This window comes from Pseudomonas sp. GM30, assembly GCF_000282275.2.
In the GTDB taxonomy this organism is placed as follows: domain Bacteria; phylum Pseudomonadota; class Gammaproteobacteria; order Pseudomonadales; family Pseudomonadaceae; genus Aquipseudomonas.
In genome coordinates this window covers 332,209-345,262 of sequence record NZ_AKJP02000027.1, presented here as the reverse complement: position 1 = coordinate 345,262, position 13,054 = coordinate 332,209, and the positions used below count along the sequence as shown (strand labels likewise).

At 61.6% G+C, this 13,054-nt stretch carries 11 protein-coding genes; 10 read left to right on the top strand and 1 reads right to left on the bottom strand.

The genetic code is table 11. The annotated features are described in order from the left end of the window. The first annotated feature begins 8 nt into the window (after positions 1-8). From PMI25_RS19390 to PMI25_RS19360, 7 genes are all read left to right on the top strand, one after another. Positions 9-590, top strand: coding sequence for an alpha/beta hydrolase (locus tag PMI25_RS19390; RefSeq protein WP_007964759.1), 582 nt, complete (start codon positions 9-11; stop codon positions 588-590). Positions 591-646: 56 nt separating this feature from the next. Then, positions 647-1,567: a sigma 54-interacting transcriptional regulator gene (locus PMI25_RS19385; RefSeq protein ID WP_007964758.1), complete on the top strand. Its 921-nt coding sequence runs from the start codon at positions 647-649 to the stop codon at positions 1,565-1,567. A 261-nt stretch (positions 1,568-1,828) separates the two neighbouring features. Continuing rightward, a complete protein-coding gene (locus PMI25_RS19380) occupies positions 1,829-2,626 on the top strand; it encodes a MetQ/NlpA family ABC transporter substrate-binding protein (RefSeq protein ID WP_007964757.1) in 798 nt (265 codons plus the stop codon). A 597-nt stretch (positions 2,627-3,223) separates the two neighbouring features. Continuing rightward, on the top strand, positions 3,224-3,889 hold the full coding sequence (locus PMI25_RS19375) for an amino acid ABC transporter permease (protein WP_007964755.1): 666 nt from the start codon (positions 3,224-3,226) through the stop codon (positions 3,887-3,889). After that, entirely contained in the window at positions 3,870-4,529 is a 660-nt protein-coding gene (locus tag PMI25_RS19370; RefSeq protein ID WP_007964754.1) for an amino acid ABC transporter permease, read from the top strand. Before PMI25_RS19375 ends, PMI25_RS19370 begins: the two co-directional genes overlap by 20 nt. Then, the gene (locus tag PMI25_RS19365; RefSeq protein ID WP_007964752.1) at positions 4,526-5,308 is read left to right on the top strand and encodes an amino acid ABC transporter ATP-binding protein; all 783 of its coding nucleotides are present in this window, start codon (positions 4,526-4,528) and stop codon (positions 5,306-5,308) included. The genes PMI25_RS19370 and PMI25_RS19365 overlap by 4 nt, the downstream gene beginning before the upstream one ends. Then, positions 5,305-6,186, top strand: coding sequence for a transporter substrate-binding domain-containing protein (locus PMI25_RS19360; protein WP_007964751.1), 882 nt, complete (start codon positions 5,305-5,307; stop codon positions 6,184-6,186). Before PMI25_RS19365 ends, PMI25_RS19360 begins: the two co-directional genes overlap by 4 nt. A 120-nt stretch (positions 6,187-6,306) precedes the next feature. On the opposite strand, the gene PMI25_RS19355 is transcribed toward PMI25_RS19360, so the two are convergent. Next, a complete protein-coding gene (locus tag PMI25_RS19355; RefSeq protein ID WP_007964749.1) occupies positions 6,307-7,503 on the bottom strand; it encodes an AAA family ATPase in 1,197 nt (398 codons plus the stop codon). A gap of 259 nt (positions 7,504-7,762) precedes the next feature. Between PMI25_RS19355 and PMI25_RS19350 the strand changes: the two genes are divergently transcribed. The 3 genes from PMI25_RS19350 to PMI25_RS19340 are packed head-to-tail and all read left to right on the top strand — an operon-like array spanning position 7,763 to position 12,977. Continuing rightward, positions 7,763-8,866, top strand: a complete 1,104-nt coding sequence (locus PMI25_RS19350) for an efflux RND transporter periplasmic adaptor subunit (protein ID WP_007964746.1) — start codon at positions 7,763-7,765, stop codon at positions 8,864-8,866. Continuing rightward, positions 8,863-9,927, top strand: a complete 1,065-nt coding sequence (locus PMI25_RS19345) for an efflux RND transporter periplasmic adaptor subunit (protein WP_007964743.1) — start codon at positions 8,863-8,865, stop codon at positions 9,925-9,927. The genes PMI25_RS19350 and PMI25_RS19345 overlap by 4 nt, the downstream gene beginning before the upstream one ends. Then, entirely contained in the window at positions 9,924-12,977 is a 3,054-nt protein-coding gene (locus tag PMI25_RS19340; RefSeq protein ID WP_007964741.1) for an efflux RND transporter permease subunit, read from the top strand. The genes PMI25_RS19345 and PMI25_RS19340 overlap by 4 nt, the downstream gene beginning before the upstream one ends. The last annotated feature ends 77 nt before the right edge of the window (positions 12,978-13,054 follow it).

Below are 13,054 nucleotides of genomic sequence, written 5' to 3'. Positions count from 1 at the left end.
GCTCCCCCATGCGCAACGAATCAATCCGCTATCTGATTGTGCCGGGCTGGCAAGGATCGCCAGAAGATCATTGGCAAACCCACTGGCAAAACAGCCTGCCCAACAGCGCCCGGGTGGAGCAGGCCGACTGGCTGACGCCGCGCCGTGAAGACTGGGTCGCGGCGCTGGCCGAGGCGATTGCTGTCGACAGCACGCCAGTGATCCTGATCGCTCACAGCCTGGGTTGCGTCACCGTTGCGCATTGGGCTGCCACCGCGCCCGTGCAATACCTGCGGCAAGTGCGCGGGGCGTTGCTGGTCGCACCGGCCGACGTCGAGCGTCCGGCCTGCGCGCCGGCGCTGCGCAATTTCGCGCCGATCCCGACCGATCTGCTGCCGTTCCCCAGCCAGGTCGTGGCCTCCGACAACGACGCCGCCGTCAGCGCCCCGCGCGCGCTGGAGCTGGCGCGCAACTGGGGCGCCGAGGCGGGAATTCTTGCCGGGGCCGGGCACATCAACGTCAAGTCCGGGCATCAGCGCTGGGAGCAGGGCTTCGCTTATCTGTATCGCCTGCAAAACCGTATGGAACACCACGCCCGGCGTCGCGCTTGAACCTTTTTCTTTTTTGAACGCCCCCGTCTGCCGGCGGTTCTGGGCGGGAGTCTGCCATGAGTTTCGAAACGTTCGGTCAGCCGTTGCTGACCTTTCCCGATGCGGAAAAAAGTCCCCTGAGCATTCGCGCCAAGGCGCTGGTGTTCGTCGATCCCCGTTCCCGCCAGTTGCGCGAGGAACTGGAGCACCTGGCACCGCGTTCGATCTCGGTGTTGATCCGCGGCGAGACCGGCACCGGTAAAGAGCTGCTCGCGCGCCATATCCATCGGGCCAGTGATCGCAGCGGCCTGTTCGTCTCGGTCAATTGCGGTGCGATCAGTCCTACTTACGCCGATGCCGAGCTGTTCGGTTATGCCGCCGGCAGTTACACCGGTTCGGCCAGCAGTCGTGCCGGCTGGTTCGGTTCGGCCAATGGCGGCACTTTGTATCTCGACGAAATCGGCGATCTGCCGTTGCCGATCCAGATCAAACTGCTCGCCGCCCTGGAAAATCACGAAGTCACCCGCGTCGGCGCGCATCAGCCAAGCCCGGTGGATGTGCGGCTGGTGGCGGCGACCAGCATCGACCTGGCGCAAGCGGTGGACGCGGGGAAGTTTCACCAACGGCTCTATCACTACCTCAGCGAAGGGCAGCTGGAACTGCCGGCGCTGCGCGAGCGGATCGGCGACATCCTGTCGCTGGCCGAATATTTTCTCGGCATCTACAGCCAGCGCCTCGACCTGCCGGTGCCGTTGATCAGCGAAGCGGCGCAACACCTGCTGGAGCGCCACAGCTGGCCGGGCAACACCCGTGAGCTGGAAAACGTCATTCACTTCGCGCTGCTGGTCAGCACCGGCGACGAAATCCTCCCGGAACACCTGAACCTGCCACCGACGTTGGTGCAGATCGAAAGCCAGATCAAACACATTCAGGGAGCCGGCTCCGACTCCGATCGGCAGGCGCTAAAGCAGCTACTGAAAAACGCAGGCCTCGTGTAGGAGCTGCCGCAGGCTGCGATCTTTTGATCTTGCTTCCAGACACATTTAACCCGTTGAAAATCAAAAGATCGCAGCCTGCGGCAGCGCCTGCACGTCTATCTCGCGTGTATGAACAAAATGGAATATCAACGTGAATAAACGTTATTGTCCGGGAATAAAAAATCCCGGTATTGTCCGCTTCACGCCAGAGATAGCACTTCACTGGCACTCGTATTAATAGCCGTCGCCATTCGCGACCGTGATTCTCGATAAGGACACTGCATGAAAAAGGTTCTGTTGTTTACCGCATTGGCGGCTGCTCTGACTGCTTCCCTGGCTCAGGCCGGCGAGAAACTGGTGGTGGCGGCGACTCCGGTGCCGCACGCGGAAATTCTTGAGCTGATCAAACCGACCCTGGCCAAAGAAGGCGTGGATCTGGAGATCAAAGTCTTCACCGATTACGTGCAACCGAACGTGCAGGTTGGCGAGAAGCGTCTGGATGCCAACTACTTCCAGACCAAACCTTACCTGGACAGCTTCAACGCCGGTAAATACAAAGACGACAAGGCCAAGTACCTGGTGACCGTGCAAGGCGTGCACGTTGAACCGTTCGGTGGCTACTCGAGCAAGTACAAGAAGCTGGCTGATCTGCCGGACGGCGCGACCATCGCCATTCCGAACGAAGGCAGCAACAGCGGTCGCGCACTGATCCTGCTGCAGAAGGCGGGCCTGATCGAACTGAAAGATCCGAAAAACGCCCTGGCGACCCCGAAAGACATCGCCAAGAACCCGCACAACTTCAAGTTCAAGGAACTGGAATCGGCCCTGCTGCCACGCGTCCTGAAGGAGGTTGATCTGGACATGATCAACACCAACTACGCGCTGGAAGCCAAGCTGAACCCGACCAAGGATGCGCTGGTGATCGAAGGCGCTGACTCGCCTTACGTGAACTTCCTGGTGGCCCGTGAGGACAACAAGAACAGCGACGCCATCCAGAAACTGGCCAAAGCCCTGACCAGCCCGGAAGTCAAAGCGTTCATCGAGAAGAAGTACAACGGCGCGGTATTGCCGGCGTTCTGATCCGACGCGTGAACCACCCCTTCAAGGTATGAAAACGCCGATGGCCAGTGATGGGCATCGGCGTTTTTTTGTGCTCGAGTGGTGGGATCGACATGCCTGTGGCGAGGGAGCTTGCTCCCGCTGGAGGCCGAAGGGCTCCCAATGGCGTGCCCGGTTTGCGACTGCTGCGCAGTCGAGCGGGAGCAAGCTCCCTCGCCACAAGATATCAAAAGCCAGATCGGGTTCAGGCCACCTGAGCCTTCAACGCCCGGCGCAACGCCACGAGCAATTTCACGATGTCCTGCGGATCCAGTCGCTGCGGCACTTTTACGTCCATGTTGTCTTCCTTGTAATGGTTTGGCCGGGGGAGTCTGGCCAAAAGCTGTTCGTCCTTGGAGGGCTTTCACGCAAAAAAGATCCTTCCTACAGCGCAAGGGAAAATAGCCTTCTTATTCCTTCCCGGCAAACCCACAAGATAGTTTTTTGGGTGATATCAATATGCTTTAACGGTATTTAAATTCTTGTTTTTATACCTATAAAGTCAGCGCCTGCCGGACAGTTACCCGCTGTCCATGGACTGCATGACCGCCGCTTACCGAGCGACGTCCAGGATGCTTCATGACTTTCGATTACGCCTTTATCCTCAGCACCCTGCCGGCCTTTCTCAAGGCCGTGGGCGTGACGTTGCAGGTCGGTTTCATCGCCATCGGCACATCGCTGCTGGTGGCGCTGCTCAACGCGACGATCCTGGTGTTTCGCACACCGTACCTGCAACGCGCGGTCGGCCTGTATGTCGAGTTGGCGCGCAACACGCCGCTGCTGATCCAGTTGTTCTTCGTCTACTTCGCCTTGCCGGCCATCGGCATCCAGGTCTCCGGCTTCACCGCGGCGATCATCACCATGACTTTTCTCGGCGGCGCCTACCTCACCGAAGTGCTGCGCGCCGGGGTCGATGCGGTACCGCAGGCGCAACTGGAATCGGGGCGCTCCATTGGCTTGTCCCACGGCCAGTTGCTGCGCTACGTGATCCTGCCGCAAGCGGGGATTCTCAGCCTGCCGTCGCTGTTCGCCAATTTCATTTTCCTGCTCAAGGAAACCACCGTGGTCTCGGCGGTGGCGGTGCCGGAAATCCTCTACACCACCAAGAGCTACATTGCGCTCTACTACAAAACCTACGAAATGCTCGCCGTGCTGACGCTGATCTGCGTGCTGCTGTTCTTGCCGCTGTCGCTGCTGCTCAGCCGTCTGGAAAGGAGGCTCCAGCATGGCCAGTTCGGGTCTTGAACTGCTCTGGGTGTCGTTGCCGCAATTGGCAAAAGGCGCCGGACAAACCCTGTCGATCTCGTTCCTGAGCATCGCCATCAGCACCGTTGGCGGTGTGCTCTACGGCGTATTGCGCACGCTCAACGTGAGGTGGCTGAACGTGATCCTGCGGATCTATCTGGAACTGTTCCGGGCGATTCCGGTGCTGGTCTGGCTGTACCTGCTGTTTTTCGGCTTGCCGATTTTCTTCGGACTGAGCCTGCCGAGCTTCTGGTGCGCGGTGCTGGTGCTGTCGCTGTGGGGCGCCAGCGAGGTGGGCGAAGTGGCGCGCGGTGCGCTGCATTCGTTGCCGCGCGGGCAGCGTGAGGCGGGGCTGTCGATCGGCCTCAACGCGGCGCAACTGTACGGCTACGTACTGCTGCCGCAGGCACTGAAACGCATGACGCCGCCGACCATCAACGTCTACACGCGAATCATCAAGACCAGCTCGCTGGCGGTGCTGATTGGCGTGGTCGATGTGATCAAGGTCGGCCAGCAGATCATCGAGCGCACCTACGAATCGGTGCTGATCTACGGCGCGCTGTTTCTGTTTTTCTTTTTCATCTGCTACCCGCTGTCGGCCGCCTCGCGCGTGCTGGAGCGGCGCTGGACGCAAGCATGAGCGCATTGATCGAGTTTCAGGGCTTCAACAAATTCTACGGCGAGCAGCAGGTGCTCAAGGGCATCGACCTGCAAGTGCGCAGCGGCGAAGTGATCGTCATCCTCGGCCCCAGCGGTTGTGGCAAAAGCACGCTGCTGCGTTGCCTCAATGGTCTGGAAGAAGCGCACAGCGGCAGCCTGAAATTTGTCGGGCGTGAACTGTTGGACAAAGCCACTGACTGGCGTGAAGTGCGCCAGCAGATCGGCATGGTGTTCCAGAGTTATCACCTGTTCCCGCACATGAGCGTGCTCGACAATTTGCTGCTCGGTCCGCTCAAGGTGCAGAAACGCCAGCGTCGTGAAGCGCAGCAGCAGGCCGAAGCCTTGCTCGAACGGGTGGGCCTGGCGGACAAGCGCGATGCGTTCCCGCGCCAGCTCTCCGGCGGCCAGCAGCAACGCATCGCCATCGTCCGCTCGTTGTGCATGAACCCGCGGGTCATGCTCTTCGATGAAGTCACCGCCGCCCTCGATCCGGAGATGGTCAAGGAAGTGCTGCAAGTGATTCAGGGCCTGGCCCGCGAGGGCATGACCCTGCTGATCGTCACCCACGAAATGGCCTTCGCCCGCGCGGTGGCCGACCGCATCGTGTTCATGGATGCCGGACGCATCCTTGAGCAGAACCCGCCCGAGATTTTCTTTACGAACCCGCAAACCGCACGCGCGCAGCAGTTTCTGGAGAAGTTCTCCTTCGTTGCAACACTGCCTGAAACGAATCCGACAAAGGAACTGGAACCGCTATGAAAACTGCCAAGTCATCCCTGTTTTTACTGCCGCTGCTGGGACTCGCGCTGCTCGCCGGCTGCAACAAGTCCGAAGAACCGGCCAAGCCGAAAGTCGCCAGCGCAAGCACTGCGCCGGCCGGTTACCTGGACAAGATCAAGGCCCGCGACAAACTGATCGTCGGCGTGTTCACCGACAAGCCACCGTTCGGTTTCGTCGATGAGGCCGGGCGCTACGTCGGCTTCGACACCGACATCGGTCGGCGCTTCGCCAAGGATCTGCTGGGCGACGAGAACAAGGTCGAGTTCGTGGCCGTAGAGCCGGCGAGCCGCATTCCGTTCCTGCAAAGCGACAAGGTCGACCTGATCCTCGCCAACATGACCGTGACCCCGGAGCGCAAGGAAGCGGTGGAATTCACCAACCCGAACCTCAAGGTCGCGGTGCAGGCGCTGGTGCCCCAGAGCAGCGCGGTGAAGAGCCTCGATGACCTGGCCAGCCGCACCACTATCGTTACCACCGGCACCACCGCCGACATCTGGCTGACCAAGAATCATCCGGACTGGAAACTGCTGAAGTTCGAGAAAAACTCCGAGTCGCTGCAAGCCCTGGCCAACGGTCGTGGTGATGCATACGCGCAGGACAATCTGGTGCTGTTCAGCTGGGCCAAGCAGAACCCGGGCTACCGCGTGCTGGACGAAAAACTCGGCGCCGAAGCACCGATTGCGCCCGCAGTGAAGAAGGGCAACGTCGAGCTGCGTGACTGGGTGAATACCGAGTTGGCCAAGCTGGGTGAAGAGAAGTACCTGCTCAAGCTGTACGACCAATATGTGCGCAAAGAGCTGAGCGACGACACCCAGCCTGAGAGTGTGATTGTCGAGGGTGGCAAGTGGCAGGGGTGATTGGCCGTTAAATCTGCGCTGACCTGAAGGCCCTCTTCGCGAGCAAGCTCGCTCCCACAGGGGGACGCATTCCAACTGTGGGAGCGAGCTTGCTCGCGAAAGAGCTCGCTCAGGTGCCGCTCAATCCGGCCAGTTCCACGCCGGCTCATCCAGCACCCGCTGGCCGACAATCCCGGTCTGTCCCAGCGTCTTCTCCAGCACGATGCAATTGCACTCCGAGTCTTCCTGCAACGCCGAAATCAACCGTCGCGCATGGGACACCACCCACACCTGACACGCCTGCGAAGCGCGAATGATCAAGCGTGCCAGCGCCGGCAACAGATCCGGATGCAGACTGGTTTCCGGTTCGTTCAGCACCATCAATGACGGCGGGCGCGGCGTTAGCAGCGCGGCGATCAGCAGCAGATAACGCAAGGTGCCGTCCGATAGCTCCGCCGCCGACAATGGCCGCAGCAACCCCTCCTGAAAGAACTCGATGGCAAAGCGTCCGCCGGCCAGCGGGGCGATGTTCAGCCGTGCGCCGGGAAAGGCATCGCTGATCGCCACCTGCAACGCCTCGGGGTCGCCGATTTCATTGATGGTCTGCAGGGCTGCGGCGAGGTCGCGGCCGTCGTGGTGCAGCACCGGCGTGCGCGTACCCAGTTGCGGTTGGCGCACCGGGGCGTCGGCGTCGCTGCGAAAGTGATCGTAGAAGCGCCAGCGGCGGATGAACTCGCGCATCTGGAACACTTCCGGCGAACTGCGCAGACTGCCGATCTGATCGAACAGGCTGTCGAAATTCGGGGTGTGCTGCGCCAGCACGTCCCAGCTGCGGGCTTCGCGGGCGCGAATCATCGGGCCGTTGCGATCTACCAGCAGGCTGGCCGGACGATAGAGCGGTCCGGCCCAGATGCATTCGCGCTTGATCTGCGGATCGAGGCTGAAGCGCGAGGGGCTGGGATGAGTGTCCCCCGGCAGCATGAAATGTCCGTTGGAATCGGGCAGGCCGAGACTGATGGAGTAGCTGAAATCTTCCCCGGCAAACCCCAGGCGCAGACGTTTGACGCCCTGACGCACCGTCGGCTCGATCGCCACTTCGCCGTTGCGCATGCGCCGGCTGATGGTTTCCGGCCCGGCCCAGAACGTCGAATCCAGCCCACCCTCGCGGGCCAGCGCGTTGACCACGCCGCCCTGCGCGGTCTCCGCCAGCAGGCGCAAGGCCCGATAGAGGTTGGACTTGCCGCTGCCGTTGGGGCCGGTGATCAGGTTCAGCCGGCCCAGCGGAATCACCAATTTATTGATCGAGCGGTAATTGGCCACCGCGAGGGTCTTGAGCATGGGCGTTTCCTTTGCCGGAGCCGATAGTGTGCCGTGCCCGTACCCCTGTGGCGAGGGAGCTTGCTCCCGCTGGGCTGCGAAGCGGCCCCAAACCCCGATTCGAGAGGTTTGCGCCTGCTTCGCAGTCGAGCGGGAGCAAGCTCCCTCGCCACAGAAATCAATGTGGAAAATGCGTTATTCCCGCGAGCGAAGGTTGAACCCTGTTCTAAGCTCACAGTCGTATCGTCACTTGCACGTTCGTACACAGGAAGGAGTCTGCATGGCGAGTCCCGGATTGAAAACAGTTGTCGTGCTGAGCCTGCTCACGGCGCTGACCGCTTGCGGCAAGAAAGAGGCCCCGGCGGAGTACCTGCCACGAGTCTTCGTGCAGGAGGTCAAACCGGCCGATTACGCCGCTGCCGTGACCCTCACCGGTGACGTTCAGGCCCGGGTGCAGACCGAACTGTCGTTCCGTGTCGGCGGCAAGATCATCCAGCGTATGGTCGATGTCGGCGACCGGGTCAGCGCCAAGCAAGTGCTGGCCAAACTCGATCCCAAGGATTTGCAGACCAATGTCGACTCCGCCCAGGCACAGGTGGTCGCTGAGCAGGCACGGGTCAAACAGAGCGCCGCGGCGTTCGTGCGGCAGCAGAAACTGTTGCCCAAGGGTTACACCAGCCAGAGCGAATTCGACTCCGCTCAAGCCGCCTTGCGCAGCAGCCAGAGCGCCCTGAGCGCAGCGCAGGCGCAACTGGCCAATGCCAAGGATCAACTCAGTTACACCGCGCTGATCGCCGATGCTCCCGGCATCATTACCGAGCGCCAGGCTGAAGTCGGCCAGGTGGTCCAGGCGACCGCGCCGATTTTCAAACTGGCCCGCGATGGCGAGCGCGATGCGGTGTTCAATGTCTACGAATCGCTGCTCTCGGAACGGCCTGCCGATCGCTCGATTGTGGTCAGCCTGCTCGACAACCCCAACATCAAGACCACCGGCACCGTGCGCGAAATCACCCCGGCGGTGTCGGCGCAGTCCGGCACGGTGCAGGTCAAGGTCACCCTCGACAGCCTGCCGCAGGGCATGCAGCTGGGCTCGGTGGTCAGTGCCAGCGCCAAAGGCTCGGGCAAGTCGGCAGTGGAACTGCCGTGGTCGGCGCTGACCAAAAACATCAGCGACCCCGCCGTGTGGATCGTCGATGACAAGGGCGAGGCGCAACTGCACAACGTCACGGTCGGCCGCTATCTGACCGGCAACGTGATCATCAGTGAAGGACTCACCGGCGGCGAGAAGGTGATCGTGGCCGGTGGGCAACTGCTGCACCCGGGGATAAAAGTCGAGGTGGCAGAAAACACCTACAAGGATCTGCAACCGGGAGCGCAGCCATGAAGCGTCTGGGGCTGTTGTCCATCGGCGTGTTGCTGGCCGCCTGCTCGAAAAGCGAGCCACCGCCGGAGCCGGTGCGGCCGGTATTGTCGATCAAGGTGCAGGCGCTGAACGAGGAAACCCTCGGGCGTTTTGCCGGGAGCATTCAGGCGCGTTACGAGAGCAATACCGGGTTTCGCGTCGGCGGCCGTATCGCCAGTCGCAACGTCGATGTTGGCGCGGAGGTCGACAAGGGCACGCTGCTCGCCACCCTCGATCCGAGCGATCAGCAGAACCAGTTACGTTCGGCCCAGGGCGATCTGGCCAAGGTCCAGGCGCAACTGATCAACGCCCAGGCCAACGCCCGGCGGCAGCAGGCACTGTTCGATCGCGGAGTGGGTGCCCAGGCACAACTGGACATCGCCACCACCGACCTGAAAACCACCCAGGCTTCGCTCGATCAGGCGCGTGCGGCGGTCAATCAGAGCCAGGATCAACTCGGCTACACCGAATTGCGTGCCGACCACAAGGCCGTGGTCACCGCATGGAATGCCGAGGCCGGCCAGGTGGTGACCGCCGGCCAGCAAGTGGTGACCCTGGCGCAACCGGACATCAAGGAAGCGGTGATCGACCTGCCGGACACGCTGGTCGATCAGATCCCGTCCGACGTGGTGTTTCTGGTGGCCGCGCAGCTCGACCCGAGCATTCACACCACGGCGATCATTCGTGAAATCGAACCCCAGGCGCAGAGTGCCACGCGTACCCGTCGCGCCCGCCTGACCCTGAGCGAAACACCCACCGGGTTTCGTCTCGGTACGGCGATCAGCGTGACCCTCAGCTCGGCGATCAAACCACGCATCGAACTGCCCGCCACGGCGTTGCAGGAAGTCGACGGCAAGACCCGCATCTGGGTCATCGACACCCAGAGCAAAACCGTGTCACCGCGCGATGTCAGCGTCACCAGCCGCACCGACAGCACCGTGGTGCTCGCCGGCGGGGTCAAGAGTGGTGAGCAGGTGGTCAGCGCCGGCGTCAACAGTCTCAAACCCGGACAAGCCGTGAAACTCGACGAGGACAGTCAATGAAAGGCTCTTTCAATCTTTCCGAATGGGCCCTCAAGCATCAGTCGTTCGTCTGGTACCTGATGTTCGTCGCGCTGCTGATGGGGGTGTTTTCCTACTTCAATCTGGGGCGCGAAGAAGACCCGTCGTTCACCATCAAGACCATGGTCATCCAGACCAAGTGGCCGGGTGCGACTCAGGAAGAAACCCTCAAGCAGGTCACCGACCGCATCGAGAAAAAACTCGAGGAACTCGATTCTCTCGACTACGTGAAAAGCTACACGCGCCCCGGCGAATCGACGGTCTACGTGTACCTGCGCGACACCACCAGCGCCAAGGACATTCCGGAAATCTGGTACCAGGTGCGCAAGAAGATCGATGACATTCGCGGGCAGTTTCCCCAAGGGATTCAGGGCCCCGGATTCAACGATGAGTTCGGCGATGTGTACGGCTCGGTCTACGCCTTTACCGCCGACGGCCTGACCATGCGCCAGTTGCGCGACTACGTGGAACAGGCCCGCGCCGAGATCCGCAACGTTCCGGGGTTGGGCAAGATCGAAATGATCGGCCAGCAGGACGAAGTGATTTACCTGAACTTCTCCACCCGCAAACTCGCGGCGCTGGGCATCGATCAGCGCCAGGTGGTGCAGAGCCTGCAATCGCAGAACGCGGTGACCCCGGCGGGGGTGATCGAGGCCGGGCCGGAGCGGATTTCCGTGCGCACTTCGGGGCAGTTCGCTTCGGAGAAGGATCTGGCCGAGGTCAACCTCAAGCTCAACGACCGTTTCTATCGGCTGGCCGACGTCGCCGACATCAGCCGTGGTTACGTCGACCCGGCCACGCCGGAATTCCGCTTCGACGGCAAACCGGCCATCGGCCTGGCGATCGCCATGCAGAAGGGCGGCAACGTGCAGGAGTTCGGTAAAGCGCTGCACGCGCGCATCGACCAACTGACGGCCGACTTGCCCGTGGGTGTCGGCGTACACACCGTGTCCGATCAGGCGGTGGTGGTGGAAGAGGCCGTCGGCGGCTTCACCAGCGCGCTGTTCGAAGCGGTGATCATCGTGCTGGTGGTCAGCTTCATCAGTCTTGGCGTGCGCGCCGGACTGGTGGTGGCGTGCTCGATTCCGCTGGTGCTGGCGATGGTCTTCGTGTTCATGGAATACAGCGGCATCACCATGCAGCGGATTTCTCTCGGCGCACTGATCATCGCCCTCGGCCTGCTGGTGGATGACGCGATGATCACCGTGGAGATGATGGTCACGCGCCTCGAAATGGGCGAGACCAAGGAGCAGGCGGCGACGTTCGCCTACACCTCGACGGCATTCCCGATGCTCACCGGTACGCTGGTGACGGTCGCCGGTTTCGTGCCGATCGGCCTCAACGCCAGCTCCGCCGGTGAGTACACCTTCACCCTGTTTGCGGTGATCGCGGTGGCGATGCTGGTGTCGTGGATCGTCGCGGTGCTGTTCGCACCGGTGATTGGCGTGCACATCCTCAGCACCAATGTGAAACCCCACGAAGGTGAGCCGGGGCGCATTGGCCGTGCGTTCAACCACGGTTTGCTGTGGTCGATGCGCAACCGCTGGTGGGCGATCGGCATCACCGTGTTGTGCTTCGTGCTGGCGGTGTTCTGCATGCGCTTTGTGCAGAACCAGTTCTTCCCGTCCTCCGACCGCCCGGAAATCCTCGTCGATCTGAACCTGCCGCAAAACGCCTCGATCGACGAAACCCGCAAGGCTGTGGACAAGCTCGAAGCCACGCTCAAGGGCGACCCGGACATCGTGCGCTGGAGCACTTACATCGGTCAGGGCGCAATCCGTTTCTACCTGCCGCTCGACCAGCAATTACAGAACCCTTACTACGCGCAACTGGTGATCGTCAGCAAAGACTTCGAGGCCCGCGAAGCCCTCAGCCAACGCTTGCGCGAGCGTCTGCACAAGGACTTCGTCGGCATCGGCAGTTACGTCCAGGCGCTGGAAATGGGCCCGCCGGTGGGGCGGCCGATCCAGTACCGGGTCAGCGGCAAGGACATCGATCAGGTGCGCAAGCACGCCATCGACCTGGCGACCGAGCTGGACAAGAACGAACACATCGGCGAGATCATTTACGACTGGAACGAGCCGGGCAAAGTCCTGCGCATCGACATCGCCCAGGACAAGGCGCGTCAGCTCGGGCTGTCGTCGGAAGACGTGGCGAAGCTGATGAACAGCATCGTCAGCGGCTCGCCATTGACCCAGGTCGATGACGATATCTACCTGATCAACGTTGTTGGCCGGGCGGTGGATTCCGAGCGCGGCACCCCGGAAACTTTGCAGAACCTGCAGATCGTCACACCCAACGGCACCTCGATTCCGCTGCTGGCCTTCGCCACTGTGCGGTATGAGCTGGAGCAGCCGCTGGTGTGGCGTCGCGACCGTTTGCCGACCATCACCATCAAGGCCTCGGTGCGCGACGAGATCCAGCCGACCGACCTGGTGAAACTGCTCAAGCCGTCAATCGATGCCTTCGCTGAAAAACTGCCGGTCGGCTACAAAGTCGCCACCGGCGGTACGGTCGAGGAAAGCGGCAAGGCCCAGGGACCGATTGCCAAGGTGCTGCCGTTGATGCTGTTTTTGATGGCGACCTTCCTGATGATCCAGCTGCACAGCGTGCAGAAGATGTTCCTGGTGGCGAGCGTCGCGCCACTCGGGCTGATCGGCGTGGTGCTGGCGCTGGTGCCGACCGGGACACCGATGGGCTTCGTGGCGATTCTCGGGATCCTGGCACTGATCGGCATCATCATCCGCAACTCGGTGATTCTGGTGACGCAGATCGATGAGTTCGAACAGAAGGGCTATGCGCCGTGGGATGCGGTGGTGGAAGCGACCGAGCACCGTCGCCGGCCGATCCTGCTGACCGCGGCGGCGGCGAGCATGGGCATGATCCCGATCGCCCGCGAAGTGTTCTGGGGGCCGATGGCCTACGCGATGATTGGCGGGATCGTGGTCGCAACGTTGCTGACCCTGCTGTTTCTGCCGGCGCTGTATGTGGCCTGGTACAAGATTCGCGAGCCGCAGAAAGAGGCCGCTTAAGGTAAAAGCAAAAGATCACAGCCTTCGGCAGCTCCTACAGGTAATCCTTTGTAGGAGCTGCCGAAGGCTGCGATCTT